Genomic DNA, 18,878 nt, shown 5'->3' with positions numbered 1-18,878 from the left:
TTTTGAGACACGGCTTTCGGCTCAAAATCAAGGGTCGAGCCGGTCCCATAGTGGCTATATTACTAACGACTTCCGGCGGCATCATTTCATAGAAAATTTATTTCACGAGTGGTTTTTTAGCAGGTGTTCCTGGTTTACGAGGATATTTTTTTGGTGTCTTAGCAACTTTACCAACAAAGATAAAATTACGTATTCCGGCATCATTTGGTAGCTCGACTGACTCTTGTTGTTTAATCTCTCCACCAAGTAACTTGATTGCAAACTTAGCTGTTTCCAATTCTTCAGGTGCTTTTTCAGATTTCATGGCAACAAATTGTCCACCAACTTTAACTAGTGGCAAACAGAATTCTGTCAAAACATTCATTGCTGCAACTGCACGTGCTGTTACAACGTCGAATGATTCTCTAAATTGTGGATTTTTACCAACTTCTTCGGCACGTCCGTGAACCAAATTGACTTTATCCAAGTTCAATTTATTTACTAAAGTGTCCAAGAATTTAATTCTCTTATTCAAAGAATCAACGATGGTAATCTTCAATTTAGGATTGATGATTTTCAATGGTAATGATGGAAAACCAGCTCCTGATCCGACGTCACATAAAGTTAGTTCTTCGCTTAACAATTTTTCATCAACGAATCCTAAGACGATTGAATCATAAAAATGTTTTAAATAAACTTGTTCCTCATCAGTAATAGAAGTCAAATTCATGACCTTGTTAGTCTCAACCAATTCGTGAAAATAAGTTGCAAACTGTTCCTTTTGAGTCGCGTTCAAAGCAATACCCTTTTGGGCTAGAGCCTCAAAAAATTCTTCCGGTTTCATTGACATACCTCCACTCGTGAAACACATGTTTCACACCCTTTTATCCTATATTAATGAGAGAGTTAATTCAATCCCGAGTTCACAAAGCATTTTTAATTTATTGTTGCATTTGCAACAATAAAGTTTTATTATAGTCAACAATAATTATTTAATCGGAGGTCGCTTATGATTATCGTCAAAAGCACAAATGAACTTAGTCCTAAAGAATTAATTGATATTTTGAAAGCGCGTGTAAAAGTATTCGTTGTCGAGCAAAATTGTCCCTATCAGGAAGTTGATGAGGATGATTACAATGACCTAAACGTCTGCCTAGTCGAGAATGGCGAATTAGAAGCCTACACGCGCATTATAGATAAAGGCGACCATATTACTTTCGGTCGTGTATTAGTAGTTGAGAAGTTTCGTAAGGCCGGATTAGGCACAAAAATTGTTCAGGCTACTATTGACGAGATCAAACGACGCTTCCCTAAACAACCAATTCAAATCCAAGCTCAAGCCTACTTACAAGAATTCTATGGAAGTTTCGGCTTCAAAGCTATTTCCGATGTGTACTTAGAAGACAACATCCCTCACTTGGATATGCTATTAACATTTAATTAGGAGTGATTTTTATGAAAATTTTCACCTTACCAATCGACATCAAAGAAGTAGACTCTTCTGATCTACCAAAATTGCACCGTTTGAGTGTTGAAACATTCAATGATACCTTCAGAAATAATCAAACTGACGAATTTCCAGATTACACCAATAAAAATTATAATTATGGTCAATTGGCCAGTGAAATTATTAATTCCCAATCATTCTTTTATTTCATTTATTACAACCACAAGTTAGCTGGCTATTTGAAATTGAATATCAATGATGCTCAGTCACAAAATATGGGACAAGACGCTTTGGAAATCGACCGTATTTATATCCGTCATGGTTTTCAATATATCGGCTTGGAAAAGAAACTGCTAGATCTTGCAGTCAAGAAAGCCCATAAATTCAATAAAAAAGTCATCTGGAGCAGCGTTTGGGAACATGATTCTTCAATTCTGCATTTCTATAATCAATTTGGATTCAAAACTATCGAAAAGCAACCTTTCACATTGGCTGGTCAGGCTGAACACGATTTAGTTATGGAAGTTGCGATTTAAGTTTTAGAGAGTGTGACAAAACATGGTCAGCTTTCGAGCACTAAGGCAAAAAATACTAGTAATCCGATTTTGGATTGCTAGTATTTTTTGTTTTAAGCGGAAAAAGCTATGTTTTGTTGCACGTTTATGCTGCATATTTAAGACAAGAAGAGTTATGTCACATCCCTTATTTTTAGCACTTTAACCATAAGAAATGCCCATTAGTAGTGAAAAGTATAACCGTAAAGCTCTGCTACATTTTTTTGACAGAAAATTTTAGGTTACTATTTATCGGTTAAATACTTTTATATTCAATTAACAACGATTAATCAGTCGGAAGAGCTTGAGAATATTTCCCAGCTCTGGAGACGGCATATTTAATTATCACTCTTCAAATCACGTACATGATATCCGATATAACCAATAATAATTAATAATACGGCAATTCCAATTTGCCACCACATTGTTCCAGCATCAAGTTTATTAACTGGAACATTCGGAATATATCCAAATGGCGTTAACTTACCAACCCATTTTGGCAGATCAATCAACTTACCAAAATAGCCGACAAACAGTGCAAATCCAGCATACAGGTAACCAAATGATGAAATCTTTGGCAACCAACCGACGACACAAGCTGACAAACCTAATATCACAAGTACTGGTGAAATATAGGCATAAAAGGCTTTGATAAATACTGATAGCTCAATAGGATGTTTCATAACTGAAGCTCCGCCTAATTGCAATCCCAGCATCCCTGCAAATAAAGCTGCTAAACTCGTTAAAATACCAAGCACCAATACGCTAGTGAATAGATAATTTCGACTTACCGGTTTTGAATGAATCAATTCCAAGTAACCTTTAGCTTCACCAGTTTTCAAATAGTTGATGATTTGAATACCAGGGAAAAGAGCAAGTACTCCAAAGACAATCATCAAAATTGCTACAAAGTGTTTAATAATCAAAATATTAGCTTTGTGAATGGCGCCTGCTCCGAATAACGTTGCCATAGTAGGATTGGTCTTGAGAATATCACCAATAGTATTGAAGATTGATCCGTAAGTGAAACCAAGAATCATTAGTCCAACTACCCAAACGATAATAGATGTACGATTAAGTCTCCAAAATAGACTGAGTGGTCCACGTAAAAATGCAGAAGCCTTGGCACGTCCTGGTTTAGTAGCGATGATACCAGAACCAATATCACGATGATTATTGACCCATAACGCCGCTACACTGAGGATTAATGATAGGCCAAGCATTAGAAAAACAGGTAGCCAGTTATTTTCTTGGTATGTTGAGAACTTTTCCACCCAACCAAATGGCACAAACCATGTTGCTTTGGGATTCGAAACATCTGTCGACATTCTAGCGATGTACATAATACCAAAAACGATATACGACAGAATAGTTGCAGAACGTGAGTTATCAACTAGTTGAGCAAGAAATGCCGCGATGGCTGCAAACATAAATCCAGAAGCTCCTAAACCAAGTCCTAACAAAAAGTTACCGTTAGTGTCAGTTCCTGATAAATTAGCAACTTGTAATCCGATACTGTAGAACAATCCAATAAGTAAGTTGATTATGAACAATTCAATCAATGAAGAAGCAAGATTAGATAACTTTCCAACTGAATGCGCTTGAATTATTTCTAGTAATCCTGAATCCTCTTCACCACGAGTATTTTTGATAATAATTGAGAAGTTCATGATTGCGGCCATCATAGCCATAAAGACAGTCATTTCTCCGGCAAATACATCAGCTGTGGTATATGGTGCACTACCTGATAATTTACCGAATAAAGAAACCATCGATGGAGATTTTAAAGTTTTGACGATTTCATCAATGGACGATTGTGAGCTGTAAATATCTGTGAACTTAGCAGCAACCGCTCCAAATAAGACAATCAAAGTTACTGACCATAGTACAAGTTTTAACCAGTCACGCTTTAAACTAAAACGTGTTAAAAACCAAGTTTGATGAAAGTTGCGACTTTCCATAACCTTTATCTCCCTTCATCTGAGCTGTAATATCTCATGAACAAATCTTCAAGTGTTGGAGGTGTCGATTGCAAAGAAACAATTTGTCTATCGGCAAGATAATCCATAACTGAACTCAACTTGTCGGAATCAACTGAAAATGTTGTTAAACCATTAGCTTCAAGCGTCACATTGTAAACACCATTCATATTCTGGAGTTCTGGTGTTGGTTCCATAGTTTGGAATTGGATAACAGTCCGAGTGAGATGGCGCATATCAGATAATGAACCAGTTTCTACGATTTCACCGCTTCGGATAATACCAATTCGATCACACATCTTTTCAACTTCAGATAGGATATGACTGGAAAGAAGTACTGCCTTGCCTTGTTTCTTCAACTCCAAAACAGACTTTTGAAAGACTTCTTCATTCAATGGATCCAATCCAGAAGTAGGCTCATCAAAGATATAAAAATCGGCATCAGTTGAAAAAGCAGCAATCAAAGCAACTTTTTGACGATTACCTTTTGAGTAAGTCCGTGCCTTTTTGGTTGGATCAAGCTGGAATCGTTTGATCATTTCGTCAGTCTTACGGTTATGCTTGGTATTGCCAAGTTTTAGAAATAAATCAATGATTTCCCCACCCGTCAAATTGGGCCAGAGATAGACATCCCCTGGAACATAGGCTAGGCGTTTGTGAATTGATACTGAATCCTTATAAACATCTTTTCCAAATAACGTAGCTGTACCGCCAGACGCACGTAGTATTCCTAGCAAGGTACGAATGGTAGTCGATTTACCTGCACCATTAGGTCCGATGAATCCAAATACTTCTCCTGGATATACATCAAAAGTAATATTTTTAAGTGCTCGGAATTTACCAAAATTCTTTTGTAGATGATCAATATGTAAAATAGCATTATTTTTTTGTTGCATCATACTATCCCCTTAGGTGATTTATAAAATGAAATATTTTTATTGAATAGTTCACTTAATGAAGTGTATATTAGTTGTGCAATTAACCAGTGTCAACAGTAAAGATTGGCCAAAGTGAACTATTCAGAACCTCTAAAATCACAATATTGATACACCAATAAAAAAAGTGAAATATTCAAATAAAATATTTTCGGGGAAAATTATGGCAACTAATAAAAAACGTAAAGAACTGAAGAAAAAAGAGATTTTAAATGCGGCAACTAAAGCATTCGTTACCAACGGATACAAAAATACCTCCGTCGCAGATATTGCGAAAGAGGCTCATTCATCACAGGTTACTCTGTATAAATACTTTCCAAGCAAGATAGAACTTGCCAGAGAAGTCATAATTCAAATTGTTATTGATGGTTATGCGGAATATGACCGGCGCCTAGATAAATCAAATATGGGTTTTAAAGAGAAAGTCGCAAGTATCCTAAACTTTGGTACATCTGAAGTTAATTCGATCAATAAAGACTTTATGGATTTTATGATTGACGAATTCCAAGGCTCTAATGGCAATCACCGTGTTATGGAAGCATATGACAATGGCAAGAATGCTTTTTGGGGTAAGTTAATGAAACAAGGTCGCGCCGAGGGAGTAATCAGCGATGAGATTCAGGATGAAGTTATCTTAATGTATGTAGATATGATTTTGAATTACTTTATGAATCCAGCTACATCAAAAAAGACTAAAAACTTGGTTACTAAAAAATATTCAAATGGTTTAGCACGAATTTTCTTTTATGGAATACTGGGTAAGTAATCGTATTAGTTTTGTTTTCTGCTTTTGAGTGTTGTTTTTGATCTGTTTAACAGAGGGATATGACATTACTATTTTTGTCTCAAATATGTAGCCTAAATGTGCAACAAAACATAGGTTTTTTTGTTAAAAAAAACAAGACTAGCGATTCAAAATCGAATTACTAGTCTTGTTTGCCTTAACGCTCTAGAACTGACCATGTTTTGTCATACTCTATTTATTATGATATGGATATTTTGAAGGTTTTTCCAAGTGCACGTGCTAGTTTGTCTAAGGTATCAACACTTGTATTATCCCCACGCTCAATTCTCGCAATAGTTGATTGAGGGACTTTTGCTATACTAGATAGCTCACGTTGAGTTAGGCCAGCTTTCTCTCTAGCCTTGTAAAGAGCGATAGCACTTTGTAACTTGGAGTTTTCTGAATCATATCCCTTTTTGAACTCTGGATTCTCCAATTTTTTATTTAGAAAATCATCAAATTTTATAGTTGTCATTTCGTATCCTTTCTTCTTTAAAAAATTCCTCTCGAATATTCATTGCACGCTTAATTTCTTTTCGGGGAGTCTTTTGGGATTTTTTTGTGAATCCATGCGTAATAATGAACCTAGATTCTACAACGTGAAAATAGAGTATCCTCTGAATGTTATTTCCAAATTTAGAACGAATTTCGTATATATTATCATTTATTTTTTTACAATTTGGGTTTTAATCGCAAATGTTATTCCCTCTTGCTCAATATTAGCAATTGTTGCAGATACTTTTTGCTGATCCTTTAAAGGTAATTTATTAAAAAATTCAACAAATTCATTATGTCCGTTTGGACGCGTATAAAACTCAAAGATGGGCTTCTGTATAAACATATAATACAATATATGCTATCAAAGATATAGTAAAAAGCCTAAGGCATTAATAACATGCCTTAAGCTTTTTCGACTTAAACTATTTATTATTTATTCTGAACGTAATGCTGTAGCAGCATCTTTCTTAGCTGCCATACGAGCTGGAATATGTCCACCAAGTACGGTTAGAACAGTACTTACGACAATCAAGATGATTGCATGGATTGGATTTAGTTGAGCAACGTTTGTTAAATCTGTCATGCTCTTCAATACGGCATTAATTGGGATGGTTGCAAGGTAGGCAATGACTACACCTAGTACACCAGATGCCACACCTAAAATGGTTGTTTCAGCATCAAAGACTCGAGTGATATCTTTCTTTCTAGCACCCAAGGCTTTCAAAATACCGATTTCCTTGGTACGTTCTAGCACTGAAGTGTATGTAATGATGGAAATCATAATCATACTTGTAACTAGTGAAATACCGGCGAAAGCTACTAAGACGTACGTGATGGCATCCATTAATCCACCAGTTAAGTTGGAAACTGAACCAGCCATATCAGTATAAACAATCTTATCAGCTTTCTTTTTGCCATTATTATATTTATCTAAGTATTTAAGAATTTTGTCTTTATTCTTGAAGTTATTTGGATAAATCATAATGCTTGAAGGTGTCGTTGAACCACCAAGATAGTTGATCAAAGTAGCTTTCGTTGTAGCGTCTTCAACGTTTGCTCCAGTTAAGACATTAGTACTACTGCCCTTTTGAGCTGCAACAATATCTGAATTCTTATTATCATTAATAATGTTCTTAGTTAGTTGGTCGCTATAAGCGATACCTGAAGCTAAGATATTTTCGGATGATTTTGATTTAACACGTAAAATACCTGATATTTTCAAAGTCTTATTTGAACTGTTGTCATAAAGTTTTGAGTCAGCCGAGTTAGGTAAGAATGTGCCAGTAGGTAGTTTCTTATAGTAATCGTTATTGTTAACAACTTTGAATTCTTTACCAACTAGTTTGTTGAAATCTAACTTTTGGCCATCTTTAACTGTTAAACCAATATTCTTAAGTGCATTGATGTTAGTCGAATTGTCACTATCAACAATTAAAACAATATCGTTGGCACTAGCAGGCATTGAGCCAGAAACGACTTTGTAGTGTTTTTTCAAAAATGCTTGACCGCTTTTGCCACTTGGGTAAACGGATCCGCCAATACCAGTTGATGTCGCCATGGCACTAGACATTGCACTTGCAGAGTTAGCACCTTTACTAGTATCAGTATTAGAGAAAGTGGCAGTTTTTATTTTGCCATTATTTTCACTGAGAATATTCATCCCAGTTGAATAAGTATAAGTCACGGTCTTACTCAATTCTGGATTGATATTATCAATATAGTTCATATATTTTTTAGTGATTTTATTAATGTGAGTAGCTTTGTCAGCCTGACTTAACTTGGCTGTCACTTTTGTCTTTTTGGCTTTAGTCAGCTTCTTATCATTATTTTTCGGTGCGGTTTGATTAGATGCAATTTGTGAAATAGTAATCGGAAATTGTGCTAAAGTGTTCGACTGCGTCTTGTCGATTTGCTTTTGGAACCCTGACGACAAGGCTAAAACAATGGCGATACTGATAATACCAATACTTGAAGCAAACGCAGTTAAGAAAGTACGTGCTTTTTTAGTTTTGATATTTGTATATGACAATTTCAAGGCTGTCCAGAAAGTCATCTTGGTTTTCTTTAATTCAAAATTATCTTTATCAGTATCTTCAGAATAAGGATTTGAATCATCTTGGATTTTACCGTCAGCAAAGTTGATAATCCGATCGGCGTATTCTTTAGCCAAAGCAGGATTATGAGTAACCATGATTACTAGTCGTTCTTGTGACAACTCTTTGATAAGTTCCATGATTTGAACACTAGTTTCAGTATCCAAAGCACCAGTAGGCTCATCACAGAGAAGTATTTCAGGGTCATTGGCAATCGCACGAGCAATCGCAACACGCTGCATTTGACCACCAGATAGCTGATTAGGCTTCTTGTTCATATGAGGTCCCAAACCAACTCGTTCTAGTGCCTTAATAGCTTTTTCTTTCTTCTCGTTATTAGGAACACCACTAAGTGTCATCCCCATTTCAACATTATCCAGAATGCTCAAATGTCCAATAATATTGTAACTTTGGAAAATGAATCCGACTGAGTTATTACGATAAGCATCCCAATCTGCCTCAGAAAAGTCTTTAGTAGATTTGCCTTTAATAATTAAATCACCAGAATCATAGATATCCAAACCACCAATTCCATTGAGCATGGTAGTTTTTCCAGAGCCACTTGGCCCTAGAATAGCAACGAATTCTTTAGGTCGAAACGATACTGAAACATCATCAAGTGCCTTAGTTACAGAATCACCGACGTAGAAATATTTTTTTATGTGTTTTAATTCCAGCATATTTTGTTTCCTTTATTTAAGATTTGTAATGTAACCGAGATTTTTGATACAATCCCATTGTTACAACACCTTGTTCCATATAATAGAAATTTTTTACGTAAAAAACAATCATCAATTATAAATAATTTGTTGTATATTTAACGTAAACGAACAATGTGTTGCATAAATGAAGTGAGGAAGTGTCTTATTACATGGTAGGAATTAAAAATAATCGTAGAGCACAATACACTCGACAAGTAATCCAAGATACAGTTTTATCTTTACTCGAAAATAAGGCTATTAACGCTATTACAGTAACGGAAGTTTGTAAGTTGTCTGATATTAATCGGTCGACGTTTTATCGGTATTATGACGATGTATATGAATGTGTTGATAGTATTGAAACAAAATTTTTAGAGTCCTTTGATCTGGATTCGGTGGAATCTCCAATTCAGGGAATGGAAATGGTTTTGGAAGAGTTCTATCAACATAAGATATTGAGTAATTTGGTCTTTGTAGAAGGCAAAACCAGACTATTAGAGAAACTATTCGAGACATTGGGCAATAATGGTCCAGACGTAAATGCGTATCAAGATGCGTATTTGATGGCTGGCATGCAAAGTATTTTGAAGAAATGGGTTAAAGATGGCATGAAGCTCACACCGCATGAATTGACTAAGGTAATTGTTTCAATTGTTTTTGCTGATGACATTCAATATTTACGCCCTTTTATGAACCAAGGGATAAAGCGATAATTGCTTGCCGTCTCCAGAGCTGGGAAATATTCTCAAGCTGTGCGAATATCTGCCATAAATTATCAATTAGAACTGTGCGTTAAATAAGAAGAGCCAATCAAGAAAAATCTTGGTTGGCTTTTTGCGTTAACTAATTACTTTTGGTAAACAAATACTATTTGCTCTGTTGTCGATAGCTCGGTTGATAATTTCCAATCTGGATGACGAAATTTCTTTATATCATTGATCTCCGTGATATTGTTTTCCGCCATATATCTGACCATTTCACCGCGAGCCATTTTTGCAAGTGTAGCTTTGGTCCTTATCTTACCGTCTACCAAACTGCCGAAGATAACAGTAATAAATTTTTGGTTTGGTAATAGATACGGAGTAATTGCTTTGGCGTATTCTTGTGAAGCTAGATTGACGATTGGCTCTGAACCCGTTATTAAAGCCGAATAAATTAAAGTTTTCCAAAAGTCATAAAGATTATTGGAATTATTGACGCTTATTTTAGACTGCATTTCCAATCGATACGGAACTATTCCGTCAAAGGGTCGCAGAATGCCATAAAATCCCGACAGTATTCGCAAATTTTGACGTACATAATCAAGTGCCGGCTCTGTGAATAAATCAGGTGACATGTATTGATATTGGATACCGCTGAATGCCAGAAGTGCTGGAGTTAAATGGTGATGCAAATCTAATTTTTGAAGCTGTTCAAAGTTGGGACGGGCAATTTTATCGCTACATTTCCAAAGTTTCTTGGCACTTGAATAGTTAAGTGTACGTAATTTATTCAATATTTGTTGCGTTTGATCCAAATATTGAGGCAGCGTTTCGTAATTAAATGTATCCGTGTCGGTAATCATTTTTTTAGCTGGAGCAATGATGATTTTCAAATTATAGTATCTCTTTCTTAGAGTAACGTGCAGCATTCCGTCTACAGAGCTGGGAAATATTCTCAAGCTGTGCGGAACGCTCCGAGCCAAAGTGCGGTCTCGGGCCTCGGTTTGAAGCCTTGACACGGTTCGTCAAGTTTCCAAACACGTCCGGTGGTATAAGTACGGGAAGACCTTCCCGTACTTATACCACTACCACGGCACACAAATATTTCCCAGCTCTTCCGACTAATTAATCTATATTAACTGAATATAATGGTATTCAAGCACTTTTATGCTCAATCAATTTATATACTGAAATAAAATCCATTCGAACATCTACAATAAATTATCAACCAGCACTGTGCGGTAGCGTATAAAAAGAGCCGATATTCTGAATCAGAAATCAGCCCTTAGATTGTTCCATTAACGTTCGTTAAATATATTTTTTAATTTATTTGTAGTATTAAAATTTCGAGCACTAGTTTGTTTATACAATGGTGTTCCCATGATTTTGGAATAAAATGACTTGCTGAAATTGATTTTTAAAGTTGAAGTCCAAAGTATTACATTCTCATTGATTTCTATTTGATCGTAATCGGTGATGTGTTCCGTCAACCAATTATCTAAGTCGCTGTCGTAATCATTAAGTTTGAAAAGTGCGTTATGTCGAAGTGTTTTATCTTCGCCCCACCAGCTTGGTACTTGTTCCAACGAATTGAGAAAGGTGTCCTTTGATAAAACCACGAAGGGAATCTTAAATTCGTAATTATTAGTTAATATTTGTGAAACTTTATCATTTATCTTCGATATTCCCAAGTCGGATTTGAAAAAAAGGTTGCCACTGTTGATGTAAGATTTTGTATCCTCAAAGCCAGATTCGGATAAGTATGTGCGCATATCAGCCATGGGAACGCGATTATTTCCACCAACATTGATACCGCGAAGTAACAACAAATAGTCCATAATATTTTCCTCTATGCTAAAGATTTTATCTCAATTTACTGTTGAAATCTACGGCAGTCATCAGCCCTGAAAACGGCATATAAAAAAGGCGCTCAACCAATAATTGATTGAACGCTATGTCGCCCCTGCCAAGGAACTTTATTTTAACACATATCGGCGCAACCTTCGGGTAAACAGTCACATTTAACATGTTCAGGAGCTGTTGCTAATTTTTTATCTAAAGTTGCTTGAAGCATCTTAATATCAGCTTGACTGATTTCCATCGAGTCAATCAATTCATTCAAGACTGATCCCGTTTTGTGGGCACAAAAATCTGAAAATAGACTGTTGGCGTACTCATTCATTGTCGCTTGTTCTTCGACCGTTGTTGAATAAATGTAACGCCCTTGTTCTTTTTTCCGACTGAGAAATTCTTTCTTGGTCAATCGGGTAATTAACGTCTTGATAGTAGAATCAGACCAGGTTTGTTTCTTTTGCATAAGATTGATGATTTCAGAACTAGTTACATGTTTTAAAGTCCAAACAATTCTCATAATTTGCCATTCAGCTGAAGAAATTTCAACCTTCTTTGGTTCTCTTTTAAGGGTATCCATTAAAAACTTCCTCTCATAATGACAATATTATATAACATTATTTGTCTAATCATGGTGTTAGTTGATAATCTATTACAAATATTTATATCAATTAGATTTCAACCTTTATATTCAATCAATTACGATTAATTAGTCGGAAGAGCTGAGAGTATTCATCAGCAGCGAAAGTGGCGTTATGGCTTTAGCCATTACACCACCGGGCGTGTTGGAGCCTTACCGTTTTTTGGTAAGGCTTCAACCGAGGTTCGAGACCGCACTTCGGCTCGGACCGTTCCGCGCAGCAGATGAATACTCTCAGCTCTGGAGACGGGACACACATTATCCGGCTAATTCTTTCTTTTCGTCATAAACTTCAACACAATAATTCTTTTCGCCGCAAGCTGGGCAAACTAACTTTCTAGTCCGTGGTGTATGTTTGCCCCAAAAAGCTGCCCAAAACTTGGGTTTAAACTCCGTGTTGCAGTTAGGACAAATATAGTTGGTATTGTTGAAGTAAAATCTCGACAACCATGCGGCCCCCAACAAAACGACTATCATCCCAACAATAAATGGAATCCAATCACCTTTCATAATTCCCCAAACTAAGGTTCCAATTTCAATAAAGTCTAATGGAAAGCCAATGATCACCATTGTCATATGAACTTTTCTCAAGGATTTTTTATTATTCATAGCACTCTCTATGTCCCTGATATCTTTTATTTTTATTTGGTCAATCTCAGGTAAATCACGACGGATCTCTTCAATCATTTTGATTTGACTTTTCGAGGTCTTCAATTGGTCATGCAAATATCGCAACTGCTGTTCCAACAAAAGATTCATCACTTTAGTTGAATTCTGGCTATCTAAAATCTCATCGATTGATTTGAGCGATAATCCCAAGTTTTTCAACATTAAAATTAGTTTCAATTTATTCAAATCAGCTTCAGTATAAATTCGCTTGCCATTCTCATATAAATGACTAGGTTTCAAAAGATTTTTCTTATCATAATACTGAATTGTTCTGACAGAAACCCGGGTTAACTTTGCCAACTCGCCGGTCGTATATTCGGACATAGATGTCACCTCCTTGACTATATTTATAGTTTATTACGTTGGGTAATTTGCAAGCTTTTTCTATGACAAATTGTGTAACGGCGTTATATAATATAGCATATAAAGTTATATCGATATTATATATAAAAAAATGTATATACCATTGATATAAAAAATGAAATGCCTTAAAATATTCTATTATCTATATAAGTATAGGACGGGGGGAATTTAAAACGAAGTATAGTTTTTTTGTTCAATCGCAAGTAAATAAAAGTGACAATTCAATTTTTGGTTATGAGGTTCTTTTACGTAAAGAGGATAATGGCTCATGGCACTTACCTCAAGATTTCACCGAATTATCTATCCCTGAACAGGTTAGATTGGTGGAACGCACAGCCAACAACATTAAGGATAGTTTAGGAACAACTGATAAAGTTATTTCCTTTAACCTTAATAGTCAACAAGCTGATGATCCATACACTTTGGGTGAAATTATTGCCCTCAAAAAACGGATCAATCCGATAAAATTAACCATTGAATTGACTGAAGCTATGTCCCTAGATAAAATCAAAGAATTTAGCTTACTGCTTCACCAATATGATATTCCATTAGTTATTGATGATGTCGGTACTGGCTCAAATACCTTTGACAACATCCAACACTTATTACCATACGTTGATAAAATCAAATTAGCTATGCAAAACCTTCGTATGGCTGGAAAAGCCGACAAAATTCCCGAGTACATTTCCTTCTGGGTTCACCAAGCCGAGGACTATTGCCTTGATATGGTATTGGAAGGTGTCGAAGATTGTAAAGACCAAATTTTGGCCAAAAAATATGGAATCAACATTCAACAAGGTTATCTTTACGGAAAACCTGCAAAAATCTAAAGTCACTTTCTTTACGAAGATAAATAAAAAAGTTAGAAATCATTTTATTGATTTCTAACTTTTTTTGTATTGAAATATGCCGCCTACGGTTGGGAGTGATTTTTTGCCGCTATGGGGACCGGTCCGAGCCAAAGTTCGGTCTCGAACCTCGACTTGAAGCCTTGCAAAACCGGCAAGTCTCCAAGCTCGTCCCGTGGCGTAAGTGCTAAAGCACTAACGCCACCTCCATTGCTGGCAAAAATCACTCCCAACCTTCGGCTAGTTTATGGCTTGGATTCGGATTATTGCTTGTAGCTATTATGTATAGATATTACAAATCAAATAACTGAACAAATTAAATACTAATAATTAGTGTCGTCTAAATACATTAGTCAGAGGACGAGAGAAATTGATCCGCAGTGGTAGTGCTGTTAGGGCGTTTCGTCCTTACAGCACAGGACGTCTTTGGAGACGTGCCTTTCGGCTCAAAAGCGAGGGTCGAGACCGCACTTTGGCTCGAGCCGGTCCCACAGCAGACTCAATTCCTCTCGTCCTCTGACGGAAAATTATATTACGCTAAAGCGTCCCATGCTGGTAATACTTCTGGAGTTTGTTCGTATTCTGCAATTTCTTCTTTAGTTAAGAACTTCTTGTTGATTACAACGTCATAAACGTAGTCTTCAAACCACTTTTGATCCATGGTGTAGTAACCTTTTTCACCGTACTTTTCACCCCATGAGTTTTCAACTTTCCAACGATTTGGTTGTCCGTTGACTAGGTTTACGCCGGTTAAAGTCATGGCATGTGAGACTTGGCCTTGCCAATAATCTAGTCTTTCACCCTTACTCATTTGTGAATCGATTCCAAAGAGTTTGTCATAATCATAAATATTACCCATCAAATAACCTTTTGGTCGGTCGGAATCTTCGGTAACATCATTACCAAACCAGATAGGTGCATTGCTCTTCAATTGCTTGATAGCCAAATCTTGGAGGCGTTCCATAGGTAGATTGAGGAACTTTTGAATATCGCCACCCACCATATTGTTTTCAGTATCGATTGAATATACTTGATGGTATTTCTTGCCTGGCTGTGGTGCATTTACAAGGTCAACATAATCGTCAACGTTCATCGTGAAATAACGGTGTAGAAATTCTTTAGGTGTAATCTTTGCTTCTTCAATCACTTTACCATTATCAGTTTGTAACGATAATTCAAAGTCTGTTGGTGGAACTCCGAATGAATAAACACAAAGTTTATAAACTTCGGCATCCATTTCTGAAACGCGTTGATCAAGTTCTGTCTGTGAAGCTTTATCTTGAACCATCTTACGCAACTCGATACCATTTTTACGCAACATTTTACTTAAAATAGCATCGAATTCAGTTGTACTATCGGAAACGACTGTTTCTGGCATCACGTAATTAGGAACGACACCATATTTTTTAATCAAGTTGGCAGCGTTTTGCCAAAGACCACCGTCACCATTTGGAGATGAGAATAAGGAATTAACCTTACGATCATCTACTGGCAAAGTCGCAGTCTCTAAAATTTCTTGATAAAAATAGTTGGATTTTTCCAAACGGTCATAAAATGAAAGATAATTTTGTGACAATTCAAAATCCTTAATATTATTTTTGTTGGCGAATTCAGTTCTCAAAGTATTCAATGCTGAGAACAACCAGCAGCGACCAGAATGCTTTTGGTCAGATACTTTACCCGTATCAACAGTTACGTTGAATGATGGGTTAAGAATCGTTTTTACCTCGGGATTTTCACTTGCTTTAAAAATTCCGACTTGTGCTACAGTATTTTTAAGAACATTATTAGTTGCATCTTGATTTAAGTTCTCTTGAAAATCTGCTAAAATCTCTTTATTGATTTCTTTTGTCAATTCAATCACCTCGTTGTTAAACTATATTACAACATTTCTAATTATATTGGAGAAAAATTATGACCGAAGTTATAAAAATTGCTTATTTGTACGAAGATTTAATGAACACATACGGAGATAGCGGCGATGTTAAAATCCTCAGCTTTCTTCTAAAAGAACAAGGTTACGATACTCAAGTCGACAATATCAGCTTGGGTATGGAGTTCAACGCCTTTGATTATGACTTCCTATTCTGGGGTGGTGGTCAAGATTTTGAACAATCTGTTGTCGCAACTGATCTTCAAAGACATCGCCAAACTATCCAAAACTATATTGAAGCTGACAAACCAATGCTCTGCATCTGTGGTGGCTATCAATTCCTTGGTAAATACTACGAAACAAGTGGCGGTCAAACTATTCAAGGTCTCGATATCTTGCCTTTCCATACTGTCTACAAAGCTGACAGCCGTATGATTGGCGATACTGAATACAAGACTGAATGGGGTACCGTTCGTGCCTTTGAAAACCACAGTGGCCGTACATACTTTGATGATAAGAGTGTATTAAAGCCATTCGGTGAAATGATTGAGGGTTATGGAAATAATCCTGACGATAAGCAAGAAGGTATGCGTTATAAGAACGTTATAGGTAGCTATTCTCATGGTCCTATCTTGAAAAATGAAAATGTTGCCCGTGCAATCGCAGACAGAATTGTTGCCGCACATAAATTACGTATGACTGCTACTGTTAAATAAATATGCCGATTGACTAACTACGATATATTTTGACAATTAATAATTTTAGATAAACATATAAAAAAGACGACCAACAAATTATCGAATTTAGTTGGTCGTCTTTTTTTATTTAATTTGTAATCTTAAAATCTAGAGAATCCATAAATGCCTTGAAATCGTAATTATCATATTCACCATTTTCCCATGGATTTTCATTTTTTGTGTTTTTAAGGATTAATTCACTTTTCATAATATTCACCCTACTAATACAATTTTATTGTAACGCCGCAACCTGACGAACCATTGCTAGTTCTTCATCTGTTGGAATCAACAATATCTTGATTGCTGAATCAGGACTGCTGATCAAGCCTTCTTTTCCAGCTTCATTCAATTTGGCATCCAACTTCACGTTGAAAATTGCTAATTCATCAATGATTTGTTGACGTAATTGAACGTTATGTTCACCGATACCACCGGCAAATACCAAAGCGTCAGCTCCGTGTAGTTCTGTTAAATAGCTACCAGCATACTTAACGATTCGGTTAACGAAAATATCAACGGCCAATTTAGCACGTGGATTGGTTTCTTCTTGAGCCTTGATCTCACGCATATCAGGTGAAATCCCTGACACTCCGAGTAGTCCGGCCTTTTGATTCAACATCATCATAATTTCGTTAGGATCTTTCACATTCAACTCTTGCATCAAGTATGGTACCAATGCTGGATCGAGGTCCCCTGCTCGAGTTCCCATCGTTACACCAGTTAATGGTGTGAATCCCATTGATGTATCAAATGCTTTGCCATTTTTCACTGCGGCTAATGAAGCTCCACTACCAAGATGCATCGTTACAAGGTCGATATCATCTTTTGGTTTATTCAACAATTCGGCAGCTCTTCCTGTCAAATAACCGTGAGAAATTCCATGTTCACCATAACGGCGAATTTGGTATTTTTGAGTCAATTCGTAAGGCAAACTGTAAATTGCATTCATTTCTGGCAAGTCAGTAAAGAATTGGCTATCGAAGACGGCGTATTGCTTTACATCAGGCAAAGTCTTAGCCATTGTTTCAATTCCTTGTGCTTCCATCGGATTGTGCAATGGGGCAAAGTTACTGAGTGCTTTAATCTTTTTCAAAACTTCAGGTGTTACTTCAACTGCTGATTTGAAAACTTGACCACCAGCAACAACTCGATGAGCCACAGCTGTGATTTCATTCAAATCTTTGATTATTTCCAAACGTTGTAATTCATCAAAGACCATTTGTGCTGCATGTGCTTGATCCAAATTGTCGACAGTTGTCTCAAATTTTTGATGATCACCATATTTAATTGTAAAAATTGATCCTGGCATACTGATTCGTTCTACTAATCCATTGGCTAAAACAGATTCAGCGGGCATTTCAAATAATTGCCACTTCAAGGATGAACTACCAGCATTAATAACTAATGTTTTTTGCATCAAAATCACGCTCCCAAATAATAGAATACCGGACTTTCTGAAAATATGTGGAAATTTATACCTTAATTACAATGAATTAGACTATTTGTCTAAAAATTTATTTGATTTTAAAATTGCTGTCGAAATAGCTGGTGCAATAATAATGGCTACGATCATCTCTGGAACCCCATTTGTTCCAACGATTACTAGTAACATTTTATTCAATAAATCCGTCTGAGTCGCATAAGCTTGTGCCATTGCACTGGCATACATCACTCTCATCAAACCCAGAACCATGATTGTATTAGTCAAAGAACCGGCAGCTGATGCAATTGCCATCCCCAAAACCTTTTTATTAGTGTGGCGTTTGAACCACAAGTAAATCCAACCGGCTACTAACCCAACAATAATTCTTGGCAAAATGGCAACAATCGGATTGGTGAAAACTGTTGTATCAATAATTGAAGTTGGACTAGTAAAGGCACGAATAACCGTACCAATTCCCCAAACTAACCCAACGATAGCCCCATCTTTCGGACCTAACACGATTGCGGCGACAATTACCGTTATATGGATAATTGTAATATTTATAAATCCAGTCGGGATAAAACCTAAAAACGGCACCATCGACTGAACAAAGATTATGGCAATCAAAACGCCCAAAATCGCTGTCCTATAAGCTTTACGCTTTTGCAAAATAAATATCCCCCTAATATCAATTTTTCTTAATTTTAACCGATTGTGGATTAAAGAACAAAAAAACTTCTGCCTTCTCCGGGAATGAGAATATTAAGCCGCTATGCGGACCGGTCCGAGCCAAAGTACGGTCT

At 36.3% G+C, this 18,878-nt stretch carries 18 protein-coding genes and 1 pseudogene; 6 read left to right on the top strand and 13 right to left on the bottom strand.

Features of this window, described 5'->3' with window-relative positions; genetic code table 11:
- Positions 1-97: 97 nt before the first annotated feature.
- Entirely contained in the window at positions 98-823 is a 726-nt protein-coding gene (rsmG, locus tag JP39_RS12115) for a 16S rRNA (guanine(527)-N(7))-methyltransferase RsmG (RefSeq protein WP_041499016.1), read from the bottom strand.
- Positions 824-988: 165 nt separating this feature from the next.
- Between rsmG and JP39_RS12110 the strand changes: the two genes are divergently transcribed.
- Entirely contained in the window at positions 989-1,423 is a 435-nt protein-coding gene (locus tag JP39_RS12110) for a GNAT family N-acetyltransferase (RefSeq protein WP_041499015.1), read from the top strand.
- An 11-nt stretch (positions 1,424-1,434) separates the two neighbouring features.
- Positions 1,435-1,962: a GNAT family N-acetyltransferase gene (locus JP39_RS12105; protein WP_041499014.1), complete on the top strand. Its 528-nt coding sequence runs from the start codon at positions 1,435-1,437 to the stop codon at positions 1,960-1,962.
- A gap of 356 nt (positions 1,963-2,318) precedes the next feature.
- Here JP39_RS12105 and JP39_RS12100 read toward each other — a convergent pair whose 3' ends face one another.
- Entirely contained in the window at positions 2,319-3,941 is a 1,623-nt protein-coding gene (locus tag JP39_RS12100; protein ID WP_041499012.1) for an ABC transporter permease, read from the bottom strand.
- Between the two features lie 5 nt (positions 3,942-3,946).
- On the bottom strand, positions 3,947-4,858 hold the full coding sequence (locus JP39_RS12095; protein WP_245626335.1) for an ABC transporter ATP-binding protein: 912 nt from the start codon (positions 4,856-4,858) through the stop codon (positions 3,947-3,949).
- A 199-nt stretch (positions 4,859-5,057) separates the two neighbouring features.
- On the opposite strand from JP39_RS12095, the gene JP39_RS12090 reads away from it, so the two are divergent.
- Positions 5,058-5,660, top strand: coding sequence for a TetR/AcrR family transcriptional regulator (locus tag JP39_RS12090; protein WP_041499009.1), 603 nt, complete (start codon positions 5,058-5,060; stop codon positions 5,658-5,660).
- Positions 5,661-5,877: 217 nt separating this feature from the next.
- Here the strand turns inward: JP39_RS12090 and JP39_RS12085 are convergent, their stop codons facing one another.
- The 3 genes and pseudogenes from JP39_RS12085 to JP39_RS12075 all read right to left on the bottom strand — a co-directional run bounded on the left by JP39_RS12085 (position 5,878) and on the right by JP39_RS12075 (position 8,949).
- Positions 5,878-6,153: a helix-turn-helix domain-containing protein gene (locus tag JP39_RS12085; RefSeq protein ID WP_041499008.1), complete on the bottom strand. Its 276-nt coding sequence runs from the start codon at positions 6,151-6,153 to the stop codon at positions 5,878-5,880.
- Positions 6,134-6,513: pseudogene (locus JP39_RS12080) on the bottom strand (type II toxin-antitoxin system RelE/ParE family toxin). Before JP39_RS12080 ends, JP39_RS12085 begins: the two are co-directional and overlap by 20 nt.
- Positions 6,514-6,609: 96 nt before the next feature.
- The gene (locus JP39_RS12075) at positions 6,610-8,949 is read right to left on the bottom strand and encodes an ABC transporter ATP-binding protein/permease (RefSeq protein WP_041499007.1); all 2,340 of its coding nucleotides are present in this window, start codon (positions 8,947-8,949) and stop codon (positions 6,610-6,612) included.
- Positions 8,950-9,140: 191 nt separating this feature from the next.
- Between JP39_RS12075 and JP39_RS12070 the strand changes: the two genes are divergently transcribed.
- A complete protein-coding gene (locus JP39_RS12070; protein WP_041499006.1) occupies positions 9,141-9,683 on the top strand; it encodes a TetR/AcrR family transcriptional regulator in 543 nt (180 codons plus the stop codon).
- Positions 9,684-9,817: 134 nt separating this feature from the next.
- Here JP39_RS12070 and yaaA read toward each other — a convergent pair whose 3' ends face one another.
- The 4 genes from yaaA to JP39_RS12050 form a co-directional block, all read right to left on the bottom strand.
- Entirely contained in the window at positions 9,818-10,564 is a 747-nt protein-coding gene (gene yaaA / locus JP39_RS12065) for a peroxide stress protein YaaA (RefSeq protein WP_041499004.1), read from the bottom strand.
- A 405-nt stretch (positions 10,565-10,969) separates the two neighbouring features.
- On the bottom strand, positions 10,970-11,509 hold the full coding sequence (locus tag JP39_RS12060) for a DUF1697 domain-containing protein (protein ID WP_041499003.1): 540 nt from the start codon (positions 11,507-11,509) through the stop codon (positions 10,970-10,972).
- A gap of 143 nt (positions 11,510-11,652) precedes the next feature.
- Complete coding sequence (locus tag JP39_RS12055; protein WP_041499002.1) at positions 11,653-12,102, bottom strand: CopY/TcrY family copper transport repressor; 450 nt, start codon at positions 12,100-12,102, stop codon at positions 11,653-11,655.
- Between the two features lie 318 nt (positions 12,103-12,420).
- Positions 12,421-13,155, bottom strand: coding sequence for a MerR family transcriptional regulator (locus tag JP39_RS12050; protein WP_041499000.1), 735 nt, complete (start codon positions 13,153-13,155; stop codon positions 12,421-12,423).
- A gap of 176 nt (positions 13,156-13,331) precedes the next feature.
- Here JP39_RS12050 and JP39_RS12045 point away from each other — a divergent pair, with 176 nt between their 5' ends.
- Positions 13,332-14,024, top strand: coding sequence for an EAL domain-containing protein (locus tag JP39_RS12045; protein WP_307722463.1), 693 nt, complete (start codon positions 13,332-13,334; stop codon positions 14,022-14,024).
- A 550-nt stretch (positions 14,025-14,574) separates the two neighbouring features.
- Here the strand turns inward: JP39_RS12045 and JP39_RS12040 are convergent.
- Positions 14,575-15,906: a C1 family peptidase gene (locus tag JP39_RS12040; RefSeq protein WP_245626334.1), complete on the bottom strand. Its 1,332-nt coding sequence runs from the start codon at positions 15,904-15,906 to the stop codon at positions 14,575-14,577.
- 50 nt (positions 15,907-15,956) lie between these two features.
- Here JP39_RS12040 and JP39_RS12035 point away from each other — a divergent pair, with 50 nt between their 5' ends.
- Complete coding sequence (locus tag JP39_RS12035) at positions 15,957-16,631, top strand: type 1 glutamine amidotransferase (protein ID WP_041498996.1); 675 nt, start codon at positions 15,957-15,959, stop codon at positions 16,629-16,631.
- 253 nt (positions 16,632-16,884) lie between these two features.
- Here the strand turns inward: JP39_RS12035 and JP39_RS12030 are convergent, their stop codons facing one another.
- Both JP39_RS12030 and JP39_RS12025 read right to left on the bottom strand, forming a co-directional pair.
- Positions 16,885-18,069, bottom strand: coding sequence for an acetate/propionate family kinase (locus tag JP39_RS12030; protein ID WP_041498995.1), 1,185 nt, complete (start codon positions 18,067-18,069; stop codon positions 16,885-16,887).
- A gap of 81 nt (positions 18,070-18,150) precedes the next feature.
- The gene (locus tag JP39_RS12025) at positions 18,151-18,744 is read right to left on the bottom strand and encodes an ECF transporter S component (RefSeq protein ID WP_041498994.1); all 594 of its coding nucleotides are present in this window, start codon (positions 18,742-18,744) and stop codon (positions 18,151-18,153) included.
- Positions 18,745-18,878: the final 134 nt, after the last annotated feature.

The organism is Companilactobacillus heilongjiangensis (assembly GCF_000831645.3).
In the GTDB taxonomy this organism is placed as follows: domain Bacteria; phylum Bacillota; class Bacilli; order Lactobacillales; family Lactobacillaceae; genus Companilactobacillus; species Companilactobacillus heilongjiangensis.
This window is presented reverse-complemented; position numbering and strand designations above follow the sequence as displayed.